Origin of the sequence: Pseudomonas sp. Z003-0.4C(8344-21), from assembly GCF_900104975.1 — a bacterium.
Lineage (GTDB): Bacteria > Pseudomonadota > Gammaproteobacteria > Pseudomonadales > Pseudomonadaceae > Aquipseudomonas > Aquipseudomonas granadensis.
Genome location: NZ_LT629756.1, coordinates 3875859 through 3901210, shown reverse-complemented (window position 1 = coordinate 3901210; position 25352 = coordinate 3875859). Strand labels below are relative to the sequence as shown.

Sequence of the window (25352 nt, the reverse complement as noted above, 5' to 3'; positions counted from 1 at the left end):
TTTTGCCGCATCACCCCGGCGAATGGTCGTCTATTCAAATCCCGAAACCACCGCCACCCCCTGTAGGAGTGAGCCTGCTCGCGATAGCGGTGTGTCAGCCAATGATTTGCTAACTGACACACCGCTATCGCGAGCAGGCTCACTCCTACAGGGGGAATGCGTCGGCGATGCGGTTAACAAAAGATAACGTGGCGCCGATTGTCAGACGTTTCGAAAGCCCGATAGGATGAGCCAGCTTCCGAAGGGGCTCTGGATGGCGGGTTACAGGACTATGCTTGCGCTCAGCCATCATCGCAGCACCCTTGCGGCGCCCTTGAAGGCCTGATGGCCCAACAATAATAAATAGGGGAAGGTCTATGAGTCGTTGCCGCCCGCCGGCGTTGCGCAACACCGCGTTGCTGGTCACAGCACTCTCTCTGCTGGGTTTTGCCACACTGTCGGCGCCCGTCATCGCCGCCGAGGCACCTGCCGATGGGGTGTATGCCACCGAATCGGCGAAGGCCGCGAAAAGCCTCATTCTCGATGTGGTCCATGCCGGCCCGCGCCTGGTCGCGGTCGGTGACCGTGGGCACATTCTCTATTCCGATGACCAGGGCAAGACCTGGACCCAGGCCAAAGTGCCGACCCGGCAACTGCTCACCGCAGTGTATTTTGTCGACGACAAGCACGGCTGGGCGGTCGGCCATGACGCGCAGATCCTCGCCAGTGCAGACGGCGGTCTGACCTGGACCAGGCAATTCGAAGACCTCAAACGTGAATCGCCGCTGCTCGACGTCTGGTTCAAGGACGCCAACAGCGGCTTTGCCGTGGGCGCCTACGGCACGCTGCTGGAAACCACCGACGGCGGCAAGGACTGGCAAGACGTCAGCGACCGCCTCGACAACGAAGACCAGTTCCACCTCAACGCCATCGCCGCCGTAAAGGACGCCGGGCTGTTTATCGTCGGCGAGTCGGGCAGCATGTTCCGCTCCGCCGATGACGGCCAGACCTGGGAGAAACTCGAAGGCCCGTACGAAGGTTCGCTGTTTGGCGTGATCGGCACGGCACAAGCGCAGACCTTGCTGGCCTACGGCTTGCGCGGCAACCTCTACCGCTCCACCGATTTCGGCAGCAACTGGGAGCAGGTCGAGCTGAAAGCCGCGCGCGGTGCGCTGGAGTTCGGCCTGTCCGGCGGCACGCTGCTTGAAGACGGCTCGATCGTCATCGTCGGCAACGGCGGTTCGGTGATCAGCAGCAGCGATAACGGCGAGACCTTCAGCGTGTTCAACCGCCCGGATCGCATTTCGCTGTCGTCGGTCGCCGCGACCAGCGACGGCAATCTGATACTGAGCGGGCAGGGCGGGGTGCACCTCACCCAGCCAAACGGTGCCGAGACCAATAACAAGAAGGCGGGCCTATGACTTCCTTGATCACTCCCCAGCAGGAAAAGGCGACGGTTCTCGAGCGCCTGATTTTCAACAACCGCCCGGCCGTGATTCTGATCTGTCTGGTGGTGAGCATTTTCCTGTTCTGGCAGGCCACGCTGATCCGGCCGTCGACCAGTTTCGAAAAGATGATCCCGCTGCAGCATCCCTTCATCGAGAAGATGATGGAGCACCGCAACGATCTGGCGAACCTCGGCAACACCGTGCGTATTTCGGTGGAAGCGACTGACGGTGACATCTTCTCCAAGGAGTACATGGAGACCCTGCGGCAGATCAACGACGAGGTGTTCTACATCTCCGGCGTCGACCGCTCCGGGCTGAAGTCGCTGTGGAGCCCGAGCGTGCGCTGGACCGAAGTGACCGAAGAGGGCTTCGCCGGTGGTGAAGTGATCCCGCAGAGCTACAACGGCTCGCAGGACAGCCTCGATCTGCTGCGCAACAACGTGCTCAAGTCCGGCCAGGTCGGGCGCCTGGTGGCCAACGATTTCAAGTCGAGCATCGTCGACATCCCGCTGCTTGAGTCGTATCCCGACCCGCAGGACCAGGGCAAGTTGCTGGCGCTGGACTACCGCCAGTTTTCCCATGAACTCGAAGACAAGATCCGCAACAAGTTCGAAGCGCAGAACCCCAACGTCAAGATCCACATCGTCGGTTTCGCCAAGAAGGTCGGCGACCTGATCGATGGGCTGGTGATGGTGGTGCTGTTCTTCGGCGTCGCCTTCGTCATCACCTTGATCCTGCTGCTGTGGTTCACCAACTGCGTGCGCAGCACCATCGCAGTGCTGAGCACGACGCTGGTAGCGGTGGTCTGGCAGCTTGGCTTGATGCACTTCTTCGGCTTCGGCCTCGATCCGTATTCGATGCTGGTGCCGTTCCTGATCTTCGCCATCGGTATTTCCCACGGCGTACAGAAGATCAACGGTATCGCCCTGCAATCCAGCGAGGCCGACAACGCGCTGACTGCCGCACGGCGCACGTTCCGGCAGTTGTTCCTGCCGGGGATGATCGCGATTCTCGCCGACGCGGTGGGTTTCATTACCTTGCTGATCATCGACATCGGCGTGATCCGTGAACTGGCGATCGGTGCGTCCATCGGCGTGGCAGTGATTGTCTTCACCAACCTGATCCTGCTGCCGGTGGCGATTTCCTATGTCGGCATCAGCAAGCGCGCAATCGCCAAGAGCAAGAAAGACGCGAACCGCGAACACCCGTTCTGGCGCCTGCTGTCGAATTTCGCCAATCCGAAAGTCGCACGCATCTCGGTGGTGCTGGCGCTGATCGCTTTCGGCGGCGGCCTCTGGTACAGCCAGAACCTGAAGATCGGCGACCTCGACCAGGGTGCGCCGGAACTGCGCCCGGACTCGCGCTACAACAAGGACAACAACTTCATCATCAGCAACTACTCGACCAGTTCCGACGTGCTGGTGGTGATGGTCAAGACCAAGGCCGAAGGCTGCTCGCGCTACGAAGCCATGGCGCCGATCGATCAGTTGATGTGGAAGATGCAGAACACCGAGGGCGTGCAGTCGGCGATTTCGCTGGTGACCGTGTCCAAGCAGATGATCAAGGGCATGAACGAGGGCAACCTGAAATGGGAAACCCTGTCGCGCAACCCGGACGTGCTGAACAACTCGATCGCCCGCGCCGACGGCCTCTACAACAACAGTTGCTCACTGGCGCCGGTGCTGGTGTTCCTCAACGATCACAAGGCTGAAACCCTCGATCGTGCGGTGAACGCGGTGCAGGAATTCGCCAGGGAGAACAACAAGGACGGCCTCGAATTCATCCTCGCCGCCGGTAACGCCGGGATCGAAGCGGCCACCAACGAAGTCATCAAACAGGCTGAACTGACCATCCTGATTCTGGTGTACATCTGCGTGGCGGTGATGTGCATGATCACCTTCCGCTCGTGGGCGGCAACCCTGTGCATCGTCCTGCCGCTGGTACTGACCTCGGTCCTCGGCAACGCGCTGATGGCGTTCATGGGCATCGGCGTCAAAGTCGCGACGTTGCCAGTGGTGGCGCTGGGCGTGGGGATTGGTGTCGACTACGGCATCTACATCTACAGCCGTCTGGAAAGTTTCCTGCGTGCCGGCCTGCCGTTGCAGGAAGCCTATTACCAGACCCTGAAGTCGACCGGTAAAGCGGTGCTGTTCACCGGCCTGTGCCTGGCGATCGGCGTGTGCACCTGGATCTTCTCGGCGATCAAGTTCCAGGCCGACATGGGTCTGATGCTGACGTTCATGTTGTTGTGGAACATGTTTGGTGCGCTGTGGCTGTTGCCGGCGCTGGCGAAGTTTTTGATCAAGCCGGAGAAACTGGCGGGGCAGAAGGGGAATTCGTTGTTTGCCCATTGATCTGATTGGCTGAAATGACTAAGCCGCAACCTTTAGAGGTTGCGGCTTTTTTTTGGGGTGAAGATCAACATCAAAGGCCCCTCACCCTAGCCCTCTCCCGGAGGGAGAGGGGACCGACCCGAGGTGTGCGGCTTGATGCATCGACCTGAAAGACCGAGTCGATTAGGGATTCAAAGCGGATCGTTCAAGTCGGCGTAACTCTCGAATATCCCCCAATCGGTCCCCTCTCCCCCTGGGAGAGGGCTAGGGGGAGGGCAAGCGGTCTCAAGCCTTAAGAAAGTTCAGCACCGAGCACAACACTCAACGCACTCCGCGCATCATCCAGCTGCACCAGCGTCGCATGCCGGGCGCCGAGGGCGTCGCGATTTTCAATCGCTGTGAGAATTGCTTTGTGCCGAGGCAACGCCAGCTCATGCAGATTCGGCCGCTGATTGGAATGCTTCAACGCCTCGGCAATCGCCACCGCGAGCATGTTGCACAGATTCGCGAGCAAATCGTTGTGCGTCGCATCGGCGATCCGGCTGTGGAAATCCAGGTCTGGCTGCAACAAGGCTTCCGGCGTCGGCGCCGCTTCCATGCGTTGATACGCTTCATTGATGGCGGCGATGTCGGCATCCGTGGCGTGCTGGGCGGCGAGGGCGGCAGCGGCGGGTTCGATGATGCTGCGCACGCTGGTCAGGACGTTGAAGAATTCATTCTGCGGGCTGCTTTGCATCAGCCAGTGCAGCACGTCCGGGTCGAGCATGTGCCATTCGCGGCGCGCCTTGACCACCGTTCCGACGCGCGGTTTGGAGTACACCAGCCCCTTGGCCACCAGCACTCGCGTGGCTTCGCGCAATACCGGCCGGCTGACCGCGTACTCCTCGCAGAGCAGGGCTTCGGCGGGCAGTTTGTCGTCGGGCAAAAAGCGTCCGGAGACGATCTGCATGCCCAGTTCCTGGACGATGCGCGAGTGCATGCTTTTACGGTCGGAGGGTTTGCGGTAATCCATGGGGAGTGGCGCGATCCTGAGCGATGGAGATGCCGCGCATCATAGCAGGCACCAGACAATCTTGAGGGAGTACACAAAACCAAATGTAGGAGTGAGCCTGCTCGCGATCGCGGTGTGTCAGCTGAACAATTGCTGACTGACACACCGCAATCGCGAGCAGGCTCACTCCTACAGGGGAATGCATTCCAATGCAGGCTATGATGCCGGGCTGTCAGTGCGAGTGGCGCGGTACTTCGGCGCCACGACAGCCGACCAGGAAGTCGAAGTCGCAACCCTGATCCGCTTGCAGCACATGGTCGATGTACAGCTGACGATAACCGCCCACCAGCAATTGCTGTGGTGGCTGCAGGTCGGCCATGCGCGCGGCCAGTTCGGCATCGGAAATGTCCAGGTGCAGACGCCCGCTGGCGCAATCGAGTTCGATCCAGTCGCCTTCCTTCACCGTCGCCAGAGGCCCGCCGGCCGCCGCTTCCGGCGCGACGTGCAAGACCACCGTGCCGTAAGCGGTGCCGCTCATCCGCGCATCAGAAATGCGCACCATGTCGGTCACACCCTGCGCCAGCAGTTTGGCCGGCAAGCCCATGTTGCCGACTTCGGCCATGCCCGGATAACCCTTCGGCCCGCAGTTCTTCATGACCAGAATCGAATCCTTGTCGACGTCCAGCTCCGGATCGTTGATCCGCGCTTTGTACATGTCGAAGTTCTCGAAGACCACGGCGCGGCCGCGATGCTGCATCAGTTCAGCGGTGGCGGCGGACGGCTTGAGCACCGCACCCAGTGGCGCGAGGTTGCCGCGCAGTACGCAGATACCGCCGTCGGCGCGGATCGGATTGTCCAGCGTGCGGATCACTTCGTCTTCGCCATAAATCGGCGCGTCTTTGGTGTTCTCGCCGATCGATTTGCCGTTGACGGTCAGCGCGTGCGGATTGGGGATCAGATTGGCTTCGCCGAGGCGACGCAGCACCGCTGGCAAGCCGCCGGCGTAGTAGAACTCTTCCATCAGGAAGCGCCCGGAAGGCTGCAGGTCGACGATGGTCGGCATGCCGCGACCGATGCGCGTCCAGTCGTCCAGATCAAGTTCGACGCCGATGCGCCCGGCAATGGCTTTCAAGTGGATCACGGCGTTGGTCGAGCCACCGATGGCGGCGTTGACGCGGATGGCGTTTTCGAAGGCTTCCTTGGTGAGGATCTTCGACAGTTTCAGGTCTTCGCGCACCATTTCCACCGCACGCATGCCGGACATGTGCGCCAGCACGTAACGGCGCGCATCCACCGCCGGGATCGCTGCGTTATGGGGTAGGGAAGTGCCCAGTGCTTCGGCCATGCAGGCCATGGTCGAGGCGGTGCCCATGGTGTTGCAGGTGCCCGCCGAGCGCGACATGCCGCCTTCGGCCGCGAGGAAATCGTCGATGGTGATGGTGCCGGCCTTGACCTGTTCGCTGAGCTGCCAGACCACCGTGCCCGAGCCGATGTCCTTGCCCTTGTGCTTGCCGTTGAGCATCGGCCCGCCGGTGACAACGATCGCCGGCACGTCGCAACTGGCCGCGCCCATCAGCAGCGCCGGGGTGGTCTTGTCGCAGCCGGTCAGCAGCACCACGCCGTCGATCGGGTTGCCACGAATCGCTTCCTCAACGTCCATGCTCGCCAGGTTGCGGGTGAGCATGGCGGTAGGGCGCAGGTTCGATTCGCCGTTGGAGAACACTGGAAACTCCACTGGAAAACCACCGGCTTCGATCACGCCGCGTTTGACGTGCTCGGCGATCTGGCGGAAGTGCGCGTTGCACGGCGTCAGCTCCGACCAGGTGTTGCAGATGCCGATGATCGGCTTGCCGTGAAACTGATGGTCGGCGATGCCCTGATTCTTCATCCAGCTGCGGTACATGAAGCCGTTCTTGTCGGCCGTGCCAAACCATTGGGCGGAGCGCAGGGTGGGTTTCTTATCAGCCATGATCGATTCTCTTATTGTATGACTATAGTGTTCCAGCGATGGCCTAACATAAGCGCAAATTCGCCGCTTTGGAAGTGTTGTTGCGTAATTAGTATTACTATATAGTCGTTTTCGACGGAGGGATGGCCCTGGCAGCTCTGCAGCGAGAGGTGTCCCCCGAGGTTCTATAAAAACAACAATCGGAGACCGATCTCATGAGCCAGGAATTGCGGCTTATCCGGCGCATCACACTGAAACTGATTCCCTTCCTGATCCTGCTGTACCTGATCGCCTATGTGGATCGCTCCGCCGTCGGCTTCGCCAAGCTGCACATGGGCGCCGACATCGGCATTGGCGACGCGGCCTATGGCTTGGGCGCCGGGCTGTTCTTCATTGGTTACTTCCTGCTCGAAATCCCCAGCAACTTGATGCTCGAACGCTTTGGCGCGCGGCGCTGGTTCGCGCGGATCATGATTACCTGGGGCGCCATCACCATCGGCATGGCCTTCGTTCAGGGGCCGCACAGCTTCTATGTGATGCGCTTTCTGCTCGGCGCGGCCGAGGCGGGCTTCTTTCCTGGCGTGCTGTACTACATCACCCAATGGTTCCCGGTGCGCCATCGCGGCAAGATCCTCGGCCTGTTCATCCTCTCGCAACCGATCGCGATGATGATCACCGGTCCCGTGTCCGGCGGTTTGCTCGGCATGGACGGCATCCTCGGTCTGCACGGCTGGCAGTGGCTGTTCATCGTCATCGGCACTCCGGCGATCCTGCTGACCTGGCCGGTACTGCGTTGGCTGCCGGACGGCCCGCAGCAAGTGAAATGGATGGATCAGGCGGAAAAAGACTGGCTGACCGGCGAACTGAAAAAGGATCTGCAGGAATACGGCCAGACCCGTCACGGCAACCCGCTGCATGCGCTGAAGGACAAACGCGTGTTGCTGCTGGCGCTGTTCTACCTGCCAGTGACGCTGAGCATTTACGGCCTCGGCCTGTGGCTGCCGACGCTGATCAAGCAGTTTGGCGGCAGCGACCTGGTCACCGGTTTCGTGTCCTCCGTGCCGTACATCTTCGGGATCATCGGCCTGCTGATCATTCCGCGCAGTTCCGACCGCTTGAATGATCGCTACGGGCACCTCGCTGTTTTGTATGTGCTGGGCGCTATCGGTTTATTCATGAGTGCGTGGCTATCGATGCCGGTGGCACAACTGGCGGCGCTGTGTCTGGTGGCGTTTGCGTTGTTTTCCTGCACGGCGGTGTTCTGGACCTTGCCGGGGCGTTTCTTTGCCGGCGCAAGTGCTGCGGCGGGCATCGCGCTGATCAACTCGGTGGGCAACCTGGGCGGGTACATCGGGCCGTTCGTGATCGGCGCGCTGAAGGAATACACCGGCAATCTGGCTTCGGGGCTGTACTTCCTCTCGGGCGTGATGGTGTTTGGGCTGATTCTGACCGGCATCGTATATCGCGTGCTGGAGCGTAAGCATGTGCTGCCGGTTGAGCAGTTTGCTGCCAGTGCCCGCGGTGCGACCCGCACCTGACCCCGGACGATGATTTACCACCGACCCTGTGGGAGCTGGCTTGCCAGCGATGACGTCGGCCTATCCGACATTGATGTGTCTGACAGATCGCTATCGCTGGCGAGCCAGCTCCCACCGGGATTTGCAGTGTTGCGGAATTTTGACTAAAGGAGAGAACGTATGCATCTGGTTCAATTCGAATTAACCAACGGCGAGCGCCGCGTCGGCGTGGTCGACAACGGTCAGGTCCGTGAAGTGCAGGGCGCGCGCAGCGTGCGCGATCTGGCGCTGGCTGCCATCGAGGCGCGCAACACGCTGGAGCAGCACGTACAAACCCTGGGCTTCGGCGCCGATCACGATTACCCCGAACTGCTCGCCGAACTGCGCATCCTGCCGCCACTCGATCACCCGGACCCGGCGCACATGCTGGTCAGCGGCACCGGCCTGACCCATCTGGGCAGCGCCTCGGCGCGGGACAAAATGCACCAGCAGGCCGGTGACGAAGCGGCCATGACCGACACCATGCGCATTTTCAAATGGGGTCTGGAGGGCGGCAAACCGGCGGCGGGGCAGGCCGGTGTGCAACCGGAGTGGTTCTACAAAGGTGACGGCAGCATCGTCGTGCGCCCGGGCCAGCCATTCCCGCTGCCATCATTCGCCGAAGACGCGGGCGAGGAGCCGGAAATGGCCGGCCTCTACGTCATCGGCCACGACGGCAAGCCGTATCGCCTCGGCTTCGCGGTAGGCAACGAGTTCTCCGATCACGTCATGGAGCGCAAGAATTACCTGTACCTGGCGCATTCGAAATTGCGCAGCTGCAGTTATGGTCCGGAACTTCGCACCGGTGAATTGCCTCAACACCTTGCAGGTGCCAGTCGCATCCTGCGTGACGGTGAAGTGCTGTGGCAGAACGAATTCCTCAGCGGCGAGGCCAACATGTGCCACAGCCTGGCGAATCTCGAATACCACCACTTCAAATACCGGCAGTTCCTGCGTCCGGGCGACGTGCACGTTCACTTCTTCGGCACCGCGACGCTGTCGTTCGCCGACGGCATTCGCACCCAGCCGGGCGACGTGTTTGAAATCAGTCAGGCTGAGTTCGGCGCACCGCTGGTCAATGGTATCGTGCCGATCGACGCAGTGTTTGCCCCCGACAGCATTGGCACCCTTTAAGGAGATCCCATGACTCAGATTCTCGGTCACAACTACATTGGCGGTCAGCGCAGTGCCGCTGGCAGCGTCAAACTGCAATCGGTCGACGCCAGCACCGGCGAAACACTGCCGCACAACTTCATCCAGGCCACCGCTGAAGAGGTCGACGCCGCCGCCAAGGCAGCCGCCGCCGCACACCCGGCCTATCGCAGCCTCAGCGCTGAACGCCGCGCACAGTTTCTCGACGCGATTGCCGATGAGCTGGACGCCCTCGGCGATGATTTCGTCGCCGTGGTCTGTCGCGAAACCGCACTGCCGGCAGGGCGCATTCAGGGCGAACGCGGTCGCACCAGTGGGCAGATGCGTCTGTTTGCCAAGGTCCTGCGTCGCGGCGACTTTTATGGCGCACGCATCGATCAGGCGTTGCCCGATCGGCAGCCATTGCCACGCCCGGACCTGCGTCAATATCGCATCGGCCTCGGCCCGGTCGCCGTATTCGGCGCGAGCAACTTCCCGCTGGCGTTCTCCACTGCCGGCGGCGACACCGCAGCGGCGCTGGCCGCCGGTTGCCCGGTGGTATTCAAGGCCCACAGCGGCCACATGGCCACCGCTGAGCTGGTCGCCGACGCGATCATTCGCGCAGCGGAAAAAACCGGTATGCCTGCCGGCGTGTTCAACATGATCTACGGTGGTGGCGTCGGCGAGTGGCTGGTCAAGCACCCGGCGATTCAGGCCGTTGGTTTCACCGGTTCGCTCAAGGGCGGCCGCGCCCTGTGCGACATGGCTGCGGCGCGTCCGCAACCGATTCCGGTGTTCGCCGAAATGTCGAGCATCAACCCGGTGATCGTGCTGCCGCAAGCGCTGGCGACGCGTTCGGAAACCGTCGCCCGCGATCTCACGGCTTCGGTGGTGCAGGGCTGCGGACAGTTCTGCACCAACCCGGGTCTGGTCATCGGCATCCGCTCGCCGCAGTTCAGCGCCTTTGTGCAGCAGGTCGCTGCAGCGATCGGCGATCAGCCGGCGCAAACCATGCTCAACGCCGGCACCCTCGGCAGCTATGGCAAAGGCCTGGAAAAGCTACTGGCACATAGCGGCATCGAACATCTGGCCGGCAATTCGCAGCAGGGCAATCAGGCGCAACCGCAGCTGTTCAAGGCGGATGTCAGCCTGTTGATCAACGGCGATGAAGTGCTGCAGGAAGAAGTGTTCGGCCCGACCACGGTAGTCGTTGAAGTGGCCGATCAGGCGCAACTCAGCGCTGCGCTGCACGGCCTGCACGGCCAATTGACCGCGACGATCATCGGCGAGCCGGCAGACTTCGAACAGTTCGCCGAACTGACGCCGCTGCTCGAACAGAAAGTCGGGCGCATCCTGCTCAACGGCTACCCGACCGGTGTTGAGGTGTGTGATTCGATGGTCCACGGCGGGCCTTATCCGGCGACGTCCGATGCGCGCGGCACCTCGGTGGGTACGCTGGCAATCGACCGTTTCCTGCGCCCGGTGTGCTTCCAGAACTACCCGGACAGCTTGCTGCCCGAGCCGCTGAAAAATGCCAACCCGTTGCGCATTCAGCGTCTGGTGGATGGCAAGCCATCGCGTGACGCGATCTAAAACCCACCCATGATCCCCATGTAGGAGTGAGCCTGCTCGCGATAGCGGTGAGTCAGTCAATCAAGATGTCGGCTGATACGACGCAATCGCGAGCAGGCTCACTCCTGCAAGGGGACGACGCGACATTAAGCTATCATTGGCCCTTTCCCCCCCAAGAAAGACTGTTTGCCATGACTGCCCCAACCCTTCTCAACGCCCTCGAACACTGCGGTATGGTCGAAATCGACGGCCTGCACGCCTTCGAATTCGCCCTCGACGAGGACGATAACCTGCACATCGAATGTATCGATGGTCGAGCGGCCAAACATTGGGAATTCACCCCGGCACAAGTCGAGGCTGCCACCTTTGATGAAAAGCTGAAGAACTGGCTGATCATCGGTTACGCCAGCCACACCAAAACCACGGGCGAACACCGCCTGGTCTGCCTCGGCGATGTAGTCAGCAGCAGCGACGATGAGGATGAACAATAATGAAAATGCGTAATTTCTGGCCGCTGCTGATGGCCGGCAGCGTCGGTGCGATGGGCTTTTCCAGCGCCTACGCAGAAAACTTCCAGTTGCTGGTCGGCTCGTACACCGCCGGCAGCAGCGAAGGCATTTACCGGATGAGCTTCGACAGCGCCACCGGGCAGATCGCCGCCAAGCCGCTGCAAGTGGTCAAGACCGAAAACCCGTCGTGGCTGACCCTGTCCAAGGACCAGAAACGCCTGTTCGTGGTCAACGAAAACGGTCCGGGCCAGCAGGACCCGGTCGGCCGCGTCAGCAGCTTCGCCATCGATCCTGAAACCCACGCCCTGAGCCTGATCAATCAGGTGCAGAGCCTGGGCAACGAGCCGACCCATTCGAGCCTCAGCGCTGACGCCAGCCATTTGTTCGTCAGCAACTATTCGGTGGTGGAAGATCCGGGCGGCACCCTGGCGGTGTTGCCGGTCGGCGCCGACGGCAAGCTCCAGCCGGTGGTGCAGATGAGCGCGCACCCGGCCAGCGGGGTCAATCCTGAACGTCAGGCGTCCAACCACGTGCACTCGACGGTGTCCTCGCCGGATGGCCGCTACGTGTTCTCCAACGACCTGGGCGCGGACAAGATCTTCATCTATCAATTCGACCCGAAAGCCAATCCGCACCTGCCGCTGACACCTGCCAAGACGCCGTCGGTGGCGTTGCCAGCCGGCAGCGGCCCGCGTCATCTGCTGTTCAGCGCCGACGGCAAACATGCCTGGCTGACCATGGAAATGAGCGCGCAGGTCGCGGTGTTCGACTACAAGGATGGTGTGCTGACCCAGACGCAATTGGTCGACCTGGCCGCCGGTCAGCCGACCTCGGACAAGGCCGGCGCTGCGCTGCATGCCTCGGCAGACGGCAAGTTTCTCTACGTCAGCAACCGGGGCACCGCCAATCAACTGGTGGTGTTTGCCATCGATCCGGCCAGCGGTCAGTTGAAAGAGCTGCAAAAGCGTTCGGTAGAAGGCGACCATCCGCGTGAATTCGCCCTCGATCCGAGCGGGAAGTTCGTGCTGATCGCCAACCAGAAGAGCAACGAGATTGTTGTCGTCGAACGCGATGGCAAGACCGGTCTGCTCGGCAAAACCGTGCAAAAACTGCCGATCGACGCGCCCAGCGACCTCAAGTTTCTAGTGCGACAATAAGCCACAGGCCCCGTTCTGCGGGGCCTGCGTCTTTGTATTAATTACGCTGATAACGGCTAATGCTACAAAAGATTTCAAGCGGCAACCCTGCAGCGTTACGTTTGTTTCACAGCCCGACCGGGCAAACCAAGCAAACGAACACGAGGGTTACCGCCATGAACTTCAATCTCTTCTCCGTTATCGCCGCCTCCGCCATTTCCGCCACCGTGGTACTGCCTGCCGGTGCCAACGTCGAAATCGCCGAGAAAAAATCCCACACCCAGAGCTACACCCAGAAATACCTGCAACAGAGCGCCAACTTCTACGCCGCGCTGGATCACAAAACCCAAGCCTGAAATTCCCGTCATCCTGAAGGGGCTGTCGAAGGCTGCGATCTTTTGATCTTCAACGTCAAAAGATCTCAGCCTTCGACGGCCCTTTTTTTGTGTGCGCAACACTACTGATCGTTCCCACGCAGAGCGTGGGAACGATCGGGAAAGGCATTCCCTTGCTGCGCGTGGCTCATAGCTTTGCTCTTGCTTGCGAATAGAGCGGGTAAATAATCAACGAAGCTGATGTTTACTATGGCAAACCCTGAGTGGTTGCCTCGGCTTTTTTGATTGATTCTGTGGGCATCGAAACCTGCCTACGGGAGAACACCATGGCCAGCGCAATCCTTCACTCCGCCAAACGCGGCGCCTACCTGGCCATTGGTGTGTACCTGGCCGTGGTGCTGTTCGTCAGCATCGCCTCGCAGATGGAACACAACTTTGACGCGCCCATCGACGTCGCTCATCCCGGTGTCCAGTTCGAAGTGCGCTCGCAGAGCGTGATGGTCGATCGGGCCGAACTCGCAGGAGTCGGCGGCGCATGAAAGGCTACAGACTCTGGGTGATCGCCGGTCTGGCGTTCTTCACCAACGGCACTTCGTTATTGGGTATCGGCCAAGGCTCGGTCGGCGCGCTGGCCCGGGCCATCGAAGTCAATCACAGCATCGCCCACAACATTGAACGCGCCAATACGCTGGGGCTGATGGCCGGAAATCCTCCGGCCAAGGTCGCAGTGGACTTCCTCGGCCCGTTCGAAGTCGATTGCATGGCGCTGGGCATGTGCCAGGTGCTGGCCTGATCGAGCCGCGCTGAGCGTGATGATCGTTCCCACGCGCAGCAAAGGAATGCAGCCCCGGACACTCGGCGTCTGATCTAACGTCGAGCTACTTCTTCATGATCGAGGTAAACAGTTCGGACTCGAGCAACCGTTGCAACCATCCCTGCAACGCCACATACGGCGTCTGCGCAAACCATTCGCGATCGACATGGGCGAACTGGCGAATGAACGGCAGCAGGGCGATGTCGGCGAGGCTGAGCTGATCGCCGAGCAAGTAGTCCTGATCCGCCAGCATCAAGTCCAGCGAGTGGGCGATCATTTCGCATTCCATGCGATAGACCTCCATCGGTTTTTCCGGGTAGCGCTCGGCGTACTTGTAGTGATTCAGTGAGGTCTTGAACTGCGTGTCGTTGGTCTCGATCAGCATGTTCGTAACGAGCTCCGCGCCGGGATCGTTCTTCAGGCGCCAGTCGTCCGGATCATGCTGCTCCAGGGCCCAGTGCATGATCGCCAGGCTTTCATCGATCACCTGGCCATTGGCATTGAGTACCGGCACCGTGCCTTTCAGCGACAGTGCGAGCATCTCGGCCGGTTTGTCCTTGAGGCTTACCTCAACGATCTCCACCGGCACGCCTGAGTAGTGCAAGGCCATCCGCGCACGCATCGCATACGGGCAGCGGCGGAAGGAATACAACGTGTTCATTTCACCTCCAGTGTGCTCAAACCATTGCCTTGGCGCTGCACCTGAATCTGCACCGGGATGCGCTCGTGCATTTCCTGCACGTGAGAGATCACCGCGACCTTGCGGCCCTGCGCCTGCAAGCCGTCGAGGGCATCCATTGCCAATTGCAGAGATTCCGGATCGAGGCTGCCAAAGCCTTCGTCGATAAACAGCGATTCGATTTTAAGCGTGCTCGAGGCCATCGACGCCAGCCCGAGTGCCAGCGCCAGCGACACCAGGAACGTCTCGCCGCCGGACAGCGAATGCACCGAGCGCAATTCATCGCCCATTTCCGTGTCCAGCACCAGCAGGCCGAGCATGCTGCCGCCGCGTTTGAGGCGATAGCGTTTGACCAGTTGGCGCAATTGCACGTTGGCGTGATGCACCAGCAGATCCAGGTTATAGGCCTGGGCAATCTTGCGGAAAGTGTCGCCGGTGGCCGAGCCGATCAACGCACTGAGGCGCGCCCAGCGCTGATATTCGGCATAAGCGTCGGCGATCTGCTGCGCCAGAGCCTGATTGGCGTTCTGCCGCCGTTGGTCTTCCACCTGCTCGGCGCGCAGTTCGGCGCATTGCTGCTCACTGACGGCGAACTGGTTTTGCAGGTCGGCGAGGGCGCTCGCCAGTTGTTCGGCATCGAGGTTGCCGTTGTGTTGTGCCTGATGATCGAGCAGACGCTGGTCGCGCTCCTGCAACAACACCTGCGCCTGTTCGATGGCTTTTTCGTTGTGCTGCAAACGCTGGCGCAATTCGCTGAGTTGCGTGTCGTCGATCTGCAACAGGGCTTGGAGACCTTGGTCATCCAGTTCCGGATGACGGCCCCGCCAATCGGCGATCTTGCCGCGCAGGTCTTGATCTTCGCTTTGCAGCGCTTGCAAGCGTTCCTGCTGGGCCTTGAGTTCAGCGGCGATCTGCACCAGTTGCGTGCGTACGTTCTGCAGCTCCTGCGCGGTAATGGCTTCGCCGCTGCGCGCCTGTTCAACCGCCTGTTCGAGCTGCTGCTGCCATTGCTCGGCGCTGCTGTGTTGGCCGAGCAGTTGCGCGAGTTTTTGTTGGCAGGCCTGCTGCTGTTCGGTCAGGCCGTTGAGTTGCGCCTCGGCGCTGTGCAATTGCTGGGCGCGGGTCTGCTGGCGGTCCTGTTCCTTTTCCAGCGTCTGGTGGCGCTGCAACTGTTCGGCCTGTTCCTCCTTGTGCTGATCGAGCTGAGCCAGACGCTCAGCGATCTGCCGGTCGAGCTGCATGAACGTCGCGGCCGGCTCCTGGCGCAAGGCTTCGAGGGTATCAGCGGGTAGCAGACTGGCGAACGCGACGAGTTCTTCGTCGAGACGCTGACGGTCGCTGCTCAGTTCGCGCTGCTGGTTGCTCAATTGCTGCGCGGCTTGCTGATGCGCGGTTTCGGCCTGACGCAGTTGCTGAGTGAGGCGCGCGGCGTCCTGTTGCAGGGTGAGCAGAGCGCTCTGGCGCTGCTCGTCCTGGCTGATGCTCTGGTTCAGTTGCTCGTTTTGCCGGGTCAGCCAGGCGTCGCGCTTGGCCGCGTCCTGATTAAGCAGTTGCGCTGCCAGCGGATGCGCCTCGAGGCTTGGCGCCAAGGCTTGTTGCTGCGCGGCCAGTTGCTCCTGCTGCTGCAGCAGTTCTTTCTGCTGCGCGATCACGCCACCGACTTCGGCGCGCAATTCGGCGAGTTTTTCCTTGAGCTGATCGACCACCTGCTGCGCATTGGCCTGCTCGCTTTCGTCGTGACGACCGAGGCTTTGCAGCAGTGCTTCAGGCTGGTGATACGGATGCTCGTTGCTGCCACAGACCGGGCAGGGCTGGTCATCCTGCAATTGCGCGCGCAACTCTTCGACACTGGCACTGCGCGCCAGACGCTGGCGCTCGAGCAACTCGCGGGTGACATTGAGGGTTTGCTCGGCGATGGTCAGCTCGGCTTTGTTTTTCACCCCGTCCTGGGTCAGATGCTCGCGTTGTTGCTGGGCGCTGAGCAGGCGTTGTTGCAGTTCGTTGGCGCGCTTGTCGAGATCCTGTTGGCTGGCCCACAGGCGCGACAGATCTTCGAAGGCGCGCAACTGTTTGCGGTTGTCCTGCAGCAACGTACCGAGCAGACCGATCTGTTCGGCGACGGCATCAGGCTCGGCGCCAGCCTCCTTGAACAACACTTCCAGTTGCTGTTTCTGTGCGGTCAAAGCTTCAGCGCTGCGAGCGGCGCTGTCTTCGAGGCTCGCCAGTTCTGCCTGGCCCTGGTTCAAGCGGTTGCCGATCAGCATCAGTTGTTGCAGGCGATCGCGGTAGGCATTCCAGGCATCGCTCAGCGGTGCCAGATGGGCGCTTTGCTCCAGTTCGCTGGCGATGCGCTGCAGGCGCTCGGCGGCCTCGGCCTGCTTTTCCTGCAAGGCCTGAATGGCCTGCTGGCCGTCGGTGCAGGCCTGCTGCGCCGCGAGTTTGGCCTCGGTACTTTGCGCGACCTCCTTGACCAGACGGGCGAGGGTGCTGTGTTCTTCGAAAGCCTGACGCAACAGCGGCGCGTTCTCGCTTTGCTGTTGTTGCGCCTGGCTCAGGGCAACTTTCGCGGCCTCAAGGGTTTGCTCCAGCTGCGTCTGGCGCTCGCTCAATTCGACGTGTTGTTGCGTGTGCGCGGCGATCTGCGCGGCCAACGGTGTGAGCAGTGCATCGAGTTCGGTCTTGCGGGCGAACTGGTGCCGTTGCGGCGCCAGTTGCTCCAGTTGGCTCAGCTTGACGCGCTCACCGGCCAGCGCTTGCCATTGCTGCTGCGCGCTGTGCAATTGCTCGGTGGCGGCTTGCTGCGAATCCTGCAACAGGCGCAAATCCTTGAGCCAGCCGTGCTGTTGTTCGAGTTGTTTGAGCTGTGCCTGTTGCAGCTTCATTTGCTGCTGCGCGGCGTTGCAGCGCTCGTCCAGTTCGGCGCGGGCTTCAGGGGCGAGCGGGGTGACGCCGCTGGCCTGATCCTGCAACAGCTTGTGTGCTTCGCGGGCCTCTTTGGTCTTGTCAAAAGCGCGGCGACCGAGGCGCGTGTACAGCGCGGTGTCGGTGAGTTTTTCCAGCAGCTCGCTGCGATCGTTGTCGTCGGCTTTGAGGAACGCGCTGAACTCACTTTGCGCCAGCAACACGGCGCGGGTGAACTGCTCGAAGTTCAGGCCCAGCGCGGCTTCGAGCTGGGTTTTGTATTCGCCTTTCTGGCTGGCGAGCAACTGATCCTGATCGATGTCGCGCAGGCTCTGCCGACTGGCCTGCAACTTGCCGCCGGCCTTCTCGCGGGCACGGTTGGCTTCCCAGCGCGCGCGATAACGTCGACCGTCGACACCGACAAAATCCACTTCGGCATAGCCTTCGCCGGTGCCGCGGCGCAGCAAGGTGCGCGGATCGCCGGTGGCGATTTCGCCGTCGGCGTCGGGGACTTTGGCGTCGCGGCCGGTGTTGTTGAGGCGCGGCACCGCGCCAAACAGCGCCAGGCACAAGGCATCGAGCAGGGTACTTTTGCCGGCGCCGGTCGGGCCGGTGATCGCAAACAAGCCAGCGCTGGCCAGCGGTTCGGCGGTGAAATCGATTTCGAACGGACCGGCCAGCGAGGCCAGGTTCTTCAAGCGAATGGCGAGAATCTTCATGGCTGCTCGCCCTCCATCTGTACGTCTTGCAGCAGTTCGGCGAAGTCCTTGAGGGTCTGTTCGTCAACCTCGCTGCCATAGTTGTCGAGCCAGGCGCGGCTGAACAATTCCTGCGGGGTGAGCTGGTCGAGTTCGATCAGCGCGCTGCCATCTTCGGCGCCGTCAGCGCCACGGTTGCCAGCGTATTCAGCGGCGATGCGCACCAGACGCACGGCTTTGCCTTGCAGCGCGGTTTCCACTTGATGACGCAGATCCGGCTGCGGCTCGTCGAGGCGCACGCGCACTTCCAGCCATGGCTGGCGCTGGGTTTCGGCGAGCAGGTCGATGTTCGGCAGATCGGCCAGTTGCAGCAGAATCTCGGCCAGTGGCGCCGGGCCGATGCGTTGCAGATTGACCGAGCGCGGGATCAGTTTCGGCTCGACGCTGACCAAGGTTTCACCGTCGAGGACGACATCGAGAATCTGGTGCTGATAACCGATTTCCGAGAACGACAACGGAATCGGCGAGCCGCTGTAGCGAATGCGCTCCTCACCGTTGACCTTCTGCGGCTTGTGCAGATGGCCGAGGGCGACGTAGCTGATGCTCGCGCCGAACAGGCTGGCGGGCAGGGCTTCGGCGTTGCCGATGATCAGACTGCGCTCGGAATCCTCTGACACCGAACCGCCGGCCATGTGCGCGTGGCTGATGGCGATCAGCGCCTGACCCGGTTGGCGCTTGGCGTTGGCCGCCTCGATCAGCCATTCATGCACCTGACCGATACCGCGCAAATAGTTGTCGCCCAGATGCGCACCGGTCACTTCAGCGGGACGCAGGAACGGCAGCGCCAGGCACCATGCGGCGATTTCACCGTTTTTATCCGGCAGCGGCAGCAGCAGCCGTTCGGCGTCCAGCTGCCCGTCATCGAGCCACAACACTCGACCCAGCGCATGAGTGCGCAAACGCCGCATCAACGGAGCGGGCAGCTCGATCCGCGAGCCGGAATCATGGTTGCCGGCGATCATCACGATGGTCAGCAACGGCTGCTGTTCGTGGGCGCTGACGATGAAATCGTAGAGGCGTTCCTGGGCTTTGACCGGCGGGTTGACCGTGTCGAAGATATCCCCGGCGATCAGCAGCACATCCGGCTGCGCCAGTTGCAATTGGCGCAGCAGCCATTCGAGAAAGCACGCATGCTCGAAATCGCGCTCCTGGCCGTGCAGGTTTTGCCCAAGGTGCCAGTCGGAGGTGTGGAACAGACGCAAGGTGGACTCCGCTAAAAATCAGGTGAAGGCCGCTTGAATATGACGGCGGCAAAATAAGGGAAGTTTACAGATTATTGTCGGGCCAGGGCTGTCGTGGCGATCAATGCTGAAGCAACTGCGTGAGGCGCAGTCGTGTGGCCTCGCCACAATCGCCACGAGGTACAGTGAGCGCGGTCACTTCGGATAAAGCGGCGGCAACCCACTGTCACCCACCGGATCCTGCACCCGCTCCGCCGGCGGTATCGTGCGGATCGCCCGCCACAAATCCTCACCTTGCCAATGCTGCCCCGTCTCGCTGTACAGCGCGCCGTTCAACCCATCCAGCGCATCCGACAACGGCACAAACCGCGCCGCCATGTCCGCCAGTGTCTCCGGCTGCTGACGCGCCCACGCATCCAGCGCCTGCCGCGTTGCCTGCGGATCATTCGCCTGACTCGCACGTTTGATGTCGTCCATCAAGGTGCGCGGGCTCGGGCCGGTCTGGGCGGCGCGGTGGATTGCCGGCTGCCAGCGGGCGCGCCACCACAGGCCGAAGCCGAGGAGGGTGGTGCAGGCGAGGATCAAGGTGCTGAGTTTCCACCACCACAGCACGTCGTTGTCGACTGAGCTCGGTTGCAGGGTGCCGGCCGGGGTGTCGATTTGCAGGCTCGGGTTGTTGGCCACTTGCAGGGTGCGCGCGGGCAGGCTGCTGTGTTCCAGGTGGTCTTCGAAGGTGTTCCACCACACCACGTCGACGGTTGGCAGATCGATCGCGCCGCTGCGATTGGGTACCAGCGCTTCGCGTTCTTCGCGACTGCCGATGAGGCCGCGCTCGCTGCTCTGGTTGCTCAGCACCGGTTGGTCGGGATAGCGACGCAGGCCGGCGACGTCGGTGGCGGGCAGGGGGGGTAATTGCGAGCTGGCGAGGCCTTCGACTTTCAGGGTCAGGCTGCGCGTCAGCGAGTCGCCGACCTGGGTGTGTTCGGGCTCGGGATTCCAGCTTTCGCTCAGGCTCAGGCTGCGCGCGGGTAGCCAGGGCGCGTCGACCGGATAGGTCAGTGGCTTTGGTTTAACGGTCAGCGGGATTTCCGCAGAGCTCACGCGCATCATTTTGCCCGGCTTCGGCCCCTGAGCATTTGCGTCCTGAGACGGCTGCGTGTCGACCAGTGTGGCGCTGAAAGTCTGCGGCGCAATGGTCAGCAAGCCGCTGTGCTGCGGATAAATTGCATAGCGCATCTCGATCACGCCGTGGCGCACACCGTTGAGGTCTTTTTCGTAGGTGCGCGTGTCGCCGAGTTGTTCAATGCGCGCATCGGCGATGTGCAGCGGGGTAAGGCTGCTGTCGTCGTACAGCGACACCGAGTGATAGATACGCAGCGTTAGAATCGCCTGCGCCTGCACATAGACGCTGGACTGATCGAGGCTGGCTTCGATGAACACCGGGTCGAGGCTGTTTTTGCTTTCGCGGGTGTCGCTTTCAATGACTTGCACGGTGATCGGCTGGCTCTGCGCCTCGCCCAGTTGCAGCGGCGGGATCACCACGCTGCCGTTTTCTTTCGGCAGCAGAGTAATGATCCAGCGTGTGGTCGCGCGGTTGGCACCGTTGAGGGTATTCAACTGGTTGACCTGGCGTGTGCCGCGCACCTCGAACAGCGGCTCCAGCGCAGTCAGGTCGGGTTTTCCGAACTGTGTGACGTCATCCGTTTCGAGGGTGAGCTCGACCGTCTCGCCGGAGTTCAGGCGACTGCGATCCACACTGGCGGTCAGCTCGGTCGCCTGGGCGGTGGCCGTGCAGAGCAGCAGGGGCAGCAAGAGAGCGGTGAAGCGGGTCATCGAGTGTTTTCCTGATCCTGATGTTGTTGCTGTTCGTACCAGAATTTGCGCCGCAGCAATTCGCCCGGGTCGTCCGGGATCTTGCCCAGCCATTGTTCCAGTGCCTGACGCTGCTCGCCTTCGAGATTGTTCTCACTCGGGCGCAGGGTAGGCACGGTGTCCGTTTCCTCGGCCTCATTGCTGCCCGGCACTTCGTTGGGGCCGGGCTGCGGCGGCGTTGTCGGTGGTGGTTCGCCGGGCGACTCGGTCATTTGTGTCTCGCTCGGGCTTTCGCTGCTGACCGCCGGCGGCGGTGCGCTGGCGGGCGAAGGTTCGTCGCCGGGCAGGCTGGGCTGTTCGCTCGGCTTGCTCTCTGGTTCAACCGGCGGCGGGGCGTTTTTCTGCTTGAGCAGATTTTCCACCAGCGCCTTGTTGGTTTGCGCCGGACGCAGATCCGCTTGCAGTTCAAGCGCCTGTTCATAGGCGTCGATCGCCGCTTCCAGCTCGCCGCTTTTCGCCAAGGCATTGCCACGATTGTAGTGGGCGCGGGCATCGCTGCCTTCGGCAAAACGCTGGGCGGCGCCACTGTAGTCGCCGGCCTCGTACAACGCCACCCCTTGCCATTGGTGATCTTCAAAATGTTGCGCGGCTTCGGCCGGACGCTTTTGTTTGAGCAGGTGCAGGCCTTGTTGATCCGGGCGCAGCCACAGGTCTTCAAAGTCAAAAGCGTAGCTCGGTTGTGGCAGGCACAGCAGCAGCGGCAGGCAGAACAGCCAACCGCGACGCCCGGCACACGCGGCGAGCAACAACAGCGGCAGCAGCAGCCAGTAGCCCTGATCGGCCCAGGTGTCGAGACGCACGGTCTGGCCATCATCGCGCAGACTGCGCGGACCGCTGAGCAGGCCGAGCGCGCCGAGGTCGGCTTCGTCCAGCCGTGCAGCGTGGTATTCACCGCCGATGCTGTCGAGGAACGCCGCCAGGCCCGGACTGTCGAGTTGCGGGACGCGAATCGCGCCTTGTTCGTCCTTGAGGAAACTGCCGTCCTCCTGGGCGATCGGCGCACCTTCGGCGGTGCCGATGCCGAGCATCAGCAGTTGCGCCGACTGTCCGCGCAGCGCCCGACGAATACCGTCGCGCTCTTGCTCATCGAGTGACGAGCCGATCAGCAGAATCCGTCCCTGGCCGAGCGCACCCTGTTCCAGCAAAGCCAGGGCTTTGCTGACTGCCAGATCGGCGCGGTGACCGCTTTGCGGCATCAGCGACGGTTTCAGCGCATCAAGCAGGTTGCGGCTGGTCGCCAGGTCATCCGACAGCGGCACCAGCGTGTGGGCGCTGCCGGCGTAGACGACAATGGCGGTCTGCGCATCGCTGCGCGCCTGCAACAGGTCAAATAGCTTGCGCCGCGCCTGTTCCAGACGCGTCGGTGGCGAGTCGGTGGCGAGCATTTCTGCGGTCAGTTCCAGCACCACCACTAACGGGTCGGCCGGTTTCTGGCTGGTCTGTTCGACGCGCTGCCAGCTCGGCCCGAGCAGGGCCAGAATTGTCAGCAGCCACGCCATGCCGAGGGCGACCCACGGCAGTTTGCTGTCGCGGCCATTGCCGCCGCTGAGCAGGGTGGCGTGAAAGGCTGGCGGCAAAATCATCTGCCAGCGCCCGGCGCGTTTCTGCCGGTGCCAGAGCTGCCAGATCATCCAGCCCAGCAGCGGCAACAACAGCAGCCACCAGGGACGGAACCAGTGCGGCCAGAGCGCGATCATCGACGCCTCCGCAAGCGCAGGCGCTTGAGGCGCTCGCGCCAGTCAGGCAAAGGACTTTGCAGATTGAGTTCTTTGTTGAGCAAGCGTTGCAGCGGGTTGTCCGGCCACAGTTCGCGGGCGACCAATAACAGGCTCAACCACAGCGCCAAGGCCAGCGGCCAGTGATACAAGGCCTGGGCCGGGCGCGCCTGGGTCGGTTGCTGGGTCACTGGCTCGAGCTGGTCGAGGGTGTCCTTGATGGTTTGCAGCTCGAGGCCATCGTGGGCGCGGAAGTATTGCCCGCCGGTGACGTCGGCGATGGCTTTGAGCGCCGGCTCGTCGAGGTCCAGGCTCGGATTGACGCCGAGCAGGCCGGTGGAGCCGCTGTCTTCGGGGTTGGCGCCGATACCGATCGGGTAGATTTTCACGCCTTCGCTGGCAGCGAGTCGGGCGGCCGTCAGCGGATCGATTTCGCCGCCGTTGTTGGCGCCGTCGGTCACCAGAATCAATACGCGGCTTTGTGCCGGACGCAGGCGCAGGCGTTTCAGCGCCAGACCGATCGCATCGCCAATCGCGGTGTTCTTGCCGGCGATGCCGATCCGCGCCTCGTCGAGCCAGATGCGCACCGTGCGCCGGTCAAACGTCAGCGGCGCTTGCAGATACGCCTGGCTGCCGAACAGGATCAGGCCGACCCGGTCGCCCTCGCGGCTTTCGAGGAAATCGCCGAGCAAATGCTGGACCAGCGACAGGCGGCTGACTTCTTCGTCCTGCCATTGCATGTCAGGAAAGTCCATCGAACCGGATACGTCCACCGCCACCAGCAGATCGCGGCCACTGGCGGCAATCGGCAGCGGCTCGCCGAGCCATTGCGGGCGCGCGGCGGCCACCAGCAACAACAACCACAACAGCATGAACGGCGCCTGTTGCCGCCACGCCGGCAAATTGGCCCGCGCGCGGCGGCGGGCGAGGCCTTCCAGATCCGCGAGAAAACTGACCTTGAGTGCTGGCTCGCCACTGTCGGCGACCGGCAGCACCAGACGCATCAGCCACGGCAGCGGCAACAGCACGAAAATCCACGGCCAGGCGAATTCAAACATGTTTGCGAATCCACGTGTCGACCGCCTGGGTCAGGCCGGCGATGGCTTTGTCGTCGAGTTTGCACTCCGGCTTGTAGGCGCCTTCGACCAGCACCATCCAGCGCGTCAGGCCCGCCGCCGGGCAACGGTTGTCGAGGAACGCCAGCCATTTACGCCCGTTGAGGGTATGGCTCTGGCTGTAGGGATAGTGGTTGCGACACAGCCGTTTGAGCAGGCCGTTGAGCTGCTGCAGCCAGGCGCCGGCCGGCGCGCCGTCATAGGGTTTGGGCATTTGCGCGAGTTCGGCGAGGGCGGCGATGCGCACCGGGTCGAGCGGCTGTTCGGCGCGCACCACCGGGCGTTTTCTGACCGGAATGAAACGGCGCAGCTTCCACACAGCGAAACCCAGCAGCGGCAACAGCAGCAATAACAGCCACCAGCCCGGCGCCGGTGGCCAGAAGCCGATCGGCGGCGGAGAAATCAGCGGCTGCAGTTGTTCAAGGCCGTTCATCGACCGGTCCCCGGCCGCTGCGGATTGAGGAATTCGCGCATCTGCTCGACCATTTCGCTCTGCGTGCTCAAGGGCATCAGCAGCACCCGCAGTTTCTGCGCGAGCAATTCCCAACGAGCGATGCGCGCCTCAGCCTGGGCGCGGTAGGTCTGGCGCAGGTCGAAGTTCAAGGTATCGAGTTCCAGTTGCGCGCCTTTCTGGGCAAAACGCAAAAGCCCGGCGGCGGGCAGGGCGTGATCGAGCGGGTCGGACAGCGGCAGCAGCAACAGGTCGCAATGTCGCGACAGCAGGCTCAGTTGCTGCTCGGCACTGTCGGATAACGCACGCTCATCGCAGATCACGATCACCAGACTGCCCGGGCGCAGCACTTCGCGCGCACGTCGCAGGGCTACGCCCAAAGCGTCACGATCCGGCTCACGCTCGCTGTGCAGCGACTGATTGACCTTGACCAGCCGGTTGAGCAATTGCAGCAGGCTCTGTTTGCTGCGCCGCGGCTTGATTTCGTAATGCTCGTTGTCTCCAAACACCAGCCCGCCGACGCGGTCGTTATGGCCCAGTGCGGCCCAGCCGATCAGCGCGGCCACTTGTGCCGCCAGCACCGATTTGAACATCAGCCCGGAGCCAAAAAACAGCCGCGTGCTTTGCTCGACCATGATGAAAATCGGTCGTTCGCGCTCTTCGTGGAACAGCTTGGTGTGCGGCTCCTGGGTACGCGCCGTCACGCGCCAGTCGATGGTGCGCACATCGTCGCCGGCCTGATAGACCCGCACCTGATCGAAGTCGACGCCGCGTCCACGGAATTTCGAGTGATGCAGGCCGATCAGCGGGCTGCGCTGACTCGGCGTGGAAAACAGCTGCACCTCGCGTACGCGGTGACGCATCTCGATCAACTCTGTGAGGTTGATGCGGATACCGGGCTCGGCGGGCAGGGCGGCGTTCATAGGGA

20 protein-coding genes are annotated in these 25352 nt (G+C 62.1%); 10 read left to right on the top strand and 10 right to left on the bottom strand.

The genetic code is table 11. The annotated features are described in order from the left end of the window. The first annotated feature begins 356 nt into the window (after positions 1-356). Positions 357-1400: a WD40/YVTN/BNR-like repeat-containing protein gene (locus BLU24_RS17595; protein ID WP_093102204.1), complete on the top strand. Its 1044-nt coding sequence runs from the start codon at positions 357-359 to the stop codon at positions 1398-1400. Beyond that, a complete protein-coding gene (locus BLU24_RS17590; RefSeq protein WP_093102201.1) occupies positions 1397-3781 on the top strand; it encodes an efflux RND transporter permease subunit in 2385 nt (794 codons plus the stop codon). The genes BLU24_RS17595 and BLU24_RS17590 overlap by 4 nt, the downstream gene beginning before the upstream one ends. Positions 3782-4052: 271 nt before the next feature. Here BLU24_RS17590 and BLU24_RS17585 read toward each other — a convergent pair whose 3' ends face one another. Continuing rightward, positions 4053-4772, bottom strand: a complete 720-nt coding sequence (locus BLU24_RS17585) for a FadR/GntR family transcriptional regulator (RefSeq protein WP_024013185.1) — start codon at positions 4770-4772, stop codon at positions 4053-4055. A gap of 211 nt (positions 4773-4983) precedes the next feature. Beyond that, entirely contained in the window at positions 4984-6720 is a 1737-nt protein-coding gene (locus BLU24_RS17580) for an IlvD/Edd family dehydratase (RefSeq protein ID WP_093102198.1), read from the bottom strand. A gap of 194 nt (positions 6721-6914) precedes the next feature. Here BLU24_RS17580 and BLU24_RS17575 point away from each other — a divergent pair, with 194 nt between their 5' ends. The 8 genes from BLU24_RS17575 (at position 6915) to BLU24_RS17540 (ending at position 13731) form a co-directional block, all read left to right on the top strand. Beyond that, complete coding sequence (locus BLU24_RS17575) at positions 6915-8237, top strand: MFS transporter (RefSeq protein WP_093102195.1); 1323 nt, start codon at positions 6915-6917, stop codon at positions 8235-8237. Positions 8238-8396: 159 nt separating this feature from the next. Beyond that, complete coding sequence (gene araD1, locus BLU24_RS17570; protein ID WP_093102192.1) at positions 8397-9389, top strand: AraD1 family protein; 993 nt, start codon at positions 8397-8399, stop codon at positions 9387-9389. A gap of 9 nt (positions 9390-9398) precedes the next feature. Beyond that, entirely contained in the window at positions 9399-10979 is a 1581-nt protein-coding gene (locus BLU24_RS17565; protein ID WP_093102189.1) for an aldehyde dehydrogenase (NADP(+)), read from the top strand. A gap of 170 nt (positions 10980-11149) precedes the next feature. Continuing rightward, positions 11150-11449: a DUF5629 family protein gene (locus tag BLU24_RS17560; RefSeq protein WP_093102186.1), complete on the top strand. Its 300-nt coding sequence runs from the start codon at positions 11150-11152 to the stop codon at positions 11447-11449. Continuing rightward, positions 11449-12624, top strand: a complete 1176-nt coding sequence (locus tag BLU24_RS17555) for a lactonase family protein (RefSeq protein ID WP_093102183.1) — start codon at positions 11449-11451, stop codon at positions 12622-12624. The genes BLU24_RS17560 and BLU24_RS17555 overlap by 1 nt, the downstream gene beginning before the upstream one ends. Positions 12625-12779: 155 nt before the next feature. Continuing rightward, a complete protein-coding gene (locus BLU24_RS17550) occupies positions 12780-12959 on the top strand; it encodes a hypothetical protein (protein WP_090282941.1) in 180 nt (59 codons plus the stop codon). Between the two features lie 305 nt (positions 12960-13264). Continuing rightward, positions 13265-13477 (top strand): hypothetical protein, encoded by a 213-nt coding sequence (locus tag BLU24_RS17545; RefSeq protein ID WP_093102180.1) that lies wholly within the window; start codon positions 13265-13267, stop codon positions 13475-13477. After that, the gene (locus BLU24_RS17540) at positions 13474-13731 is read left to right on the top strand and encodes a hypothetical protein (RefSeq protein ID WP_090282943.1); all 258 of its coding nucleotides are present in this window, start codon (positions 13474-13476) and stop codon (positions 13729-13731) included. The genes BLU24_RS17545 and BLU24_RS17540 overlap by 4 nt, the downstream gene beginning before the upstream one ends. Before the next feature lie 85 nt (positions 13732-13816). Here the strand turns inward: BLU24_RS17540 and BLU24_RS17535 are convergent, their stop codons facing one another. The 8 genes from BLU24_RS17535 to BLU24_RS17500 all read right to left on the bottom strand — a co-directional run bounded on the left by BLU24_RS17535 (position 13817) and on the right by BLU24_RS17500 (position 25347). Then, a complete protein-coding gene (locus tag BLU24_RS17535; RefSeq protein WP_093102178.1) occupies positions 13817-14413 on the bottom strand; it encodes a glutathione S-transferase in 597 nt (198 codons plus the stop codon). Further along, positions 14410-18051, bottom strand: coding sequence for an AAA family ATPase (locus BLU24_RS17530; RefSeq protein ID WP_093102175.1), 3642 nt, complete (start codon positions 18049-18051; stop codon positions 14410-14412). Before BLU24_RS17530 ends, BLU24_RS17535 begins: the two co-directional genes overlap by 4 nt. After that, complete coding sequence (locus BLU24_RS17525; protein WP_093102172.1) at positions 18048-19292, bottom strand: exonuclease SbcCD subunit D C-terminal domain-containing protein; 1245 nt, start codon at positions 19290-19292, stop codon at positions 18048-18050. The genes BLU24_RS17530 and BLU24_RS17525 overlap by 4 nt, the downstream gene beginning before the upstream one ends. 174 nt (positions 19293-19466) lie before the next feature. Continuing rightward, entirely contained in the window at positions 19467-21104 is a 1638-nt protein-coding gene (locus BLU24_RS17520) for a BatD family protein (RefSeq protein WP_093102169.1), read from the bottom strand. Continuing rightward, entirely contained in the window at positions 21101-22840 is a 1740-nt protein-coding gene (locus tag BLU24_RS17515; RefSeq protein ID WP_093102166.1) for a tetratricopeptide repeat protein, read from the bottom strand. The genes BLU24_RS17520 and BLU24_RS17515 overlap by 4 nt, the downstream gene beginning before the upstream one ends. Next, a complete protein-coding gene (locus BLU24_RS17510) occupies positions 22837-23916 on the bottom strand; it encodes a vWA domain-containing protein (RefSeq protein WP_090282949.1) in 1080 nt (359 codons plus the stop codon). Before BLU24_RS17510 ends, BLU24_RS17515 begins: the two co-directional genes overlap by 4 nt. Next, the gene (locus BLU24_RS17505; RefSeq protein ID WP_093102163.1) at positions 23909-24406 is read right to left on the bottom strand and encodes a DUF4381 domain-containing protein; all 498 of its coding nucleotides are present in this window, start codon (positions 24404-24406) and stop codon (positions 23909-23911) included. The genes BLU24_RS17510 and BLU24_RS17505 overlap by 8 nt, the downstream gene beginning before the upstream one ends. Then, complete coding sequence (locus BLU24_RS17500; protein WP_090282951.1) at positions 24403-25347, bottom strand: DUF58 domain-containing protein; 945 nt, start codon at positions 25345-25347, stop codon at positions 24403-24405. The genes BLU24_RS17505 and BLU24_RS17500 overlap by 4 nt, the downstream gene beginning before the upstream one ends. Positions 25348-25352: the final 5 nt, after the last annotated feature.

Bases quoted from the DNA above. Each gene is read 5' to 3' on its own strand.
- BLU24_RS17520 (WP_093102169.1), bottom strand. From the start codon at position 21,104: ATGACCCGCTTCACCGCTCTCTTGCTGCCCCTGCTGCTCTGCACGGCC.
- BLU24_RS17545 (WP_093102180.1), top strand. From the start codon at position 13,265: ATGGCCAGCGCAATCCTTCACTCCGCCAAACGCGGCGCCTACCTGGCC.
- BLU24_RS17510 (WP_090282949.1), bottom strand. From the start codon at position 23,916: ATGTTTGAATTCGCCTGGCCGTGGATTTTCGTGCTGTTGCCGCTGCCG.
- BLU24_RS17540 (WP_090282943.1), top strand. From the start codon at position 13,474: ATGAAAGGCTACAGACTCTGGGTGATCGCCGGTCTGGCGTTCTTCACC.
- BLU24_RS17565 (WP_093102189.1), top strand. From the start codon at position 9,399: ATGACTCAGATTCTCGGTCACAACTACATTGGCGGTCAGCGCAGTGCC.
- BLU24_RS17585 (WP_024013185.1), bottom strand. From the start codon at position 4,772: ATGGATTACCGCAAACCCTCCGACCGTAAAAGCATGCACTCGCGCATC.
- BLU24_RS17500 (WP_090282951.1), bottom strand. From the start codon at position 25,347: ATGAACGCCGCCCTGCCCGCCGAGCCCGGTATCCGCATCAACCTCACA.
- BLU24_RS17535 (WP_093102178.1), bottom strand. From the start codon at position 14,413: ATGAACACGTTGTATTCCTTCCGCCGCTGCCCGTATGCGATGCGTGCG.
- BLU24_RS17555 (WP_093102183.1), top strand. From the start codon at position 11,449: ATGAAAATGCGTAATTTCTGGCCGCTGCTGATGGCCGGCAGCGTCGGT.
- BLU24_RS17515 (WP_093102166.1), bottom strand. From the start codon at position 22,840: ATGATCGCGCTCTGGCCGCACTGGTTCCGTCCCTGGTGGCTGCTGTTG.
- BLU24_RS17595 (WP_093102204.1), top strand. From the start codon at position 357: ATGAGTCGTTGCCGCCCGCCGGCGTTGCGCAACACCGCGTTGCTGGTC.
- BLU24_RS17550 (WP_090282941.1), top strand. From the start codon at position 12,780: ATGAACTTCAATCTCTTCTCCGTTATCGCCGCCTCCGCCATTTCCGCC.
- BLU24_RS17590 (WP_093102201.1), top strand. From the start codon at position 1,397: ATGACTTCCTTGATCACTCCCCAGCAGGAAAAGGCGACGGTTCTCGAG.
- BLU24_RS17505 (WP_093102163.1), bottom strand. From the start codon at position 24,406: ATGAACGGCCTTGAACAACTGCAGCCGCTGATTTCTCCGCCGCCGATC.
- BLU24_RS17530 (WP_093102175.1), bottom strand. From the start codon at position 18,051: ATGAAGATTCTCGCCATTCGCTTGAAGAACCTGGCCTCGCTGGCCGGT.
- araD1 (WP_093102192.1), top strand. From the start codon at position 8,397: ATGCATCTGGTTCAATTCGAATTAACCAACGGCGAGCGCCGCGTCGGC.
- BLU24_RS17580 (WP_093102198.1), bottom strand. From the start codon at position 6,720: ATGGCTGATAAGAAACCCACCCTGCGCTCCGCCCAATGGTTTGGCACG.
- BLU24_RS17575 (WP_093102195.1), top strand. From the start codon at position 6,915: ATGAGCCAGGAATTGCGGCTTATCCGGCGCATCACACTGAAACTGATT.
- BLU24_RS17560 (WP_093102186.1), top strand. From the start codon at position 11,150: ATGACTGCCCCAACCCTTCTCAACGCCCTCGAACACTGCGGTATGGTC.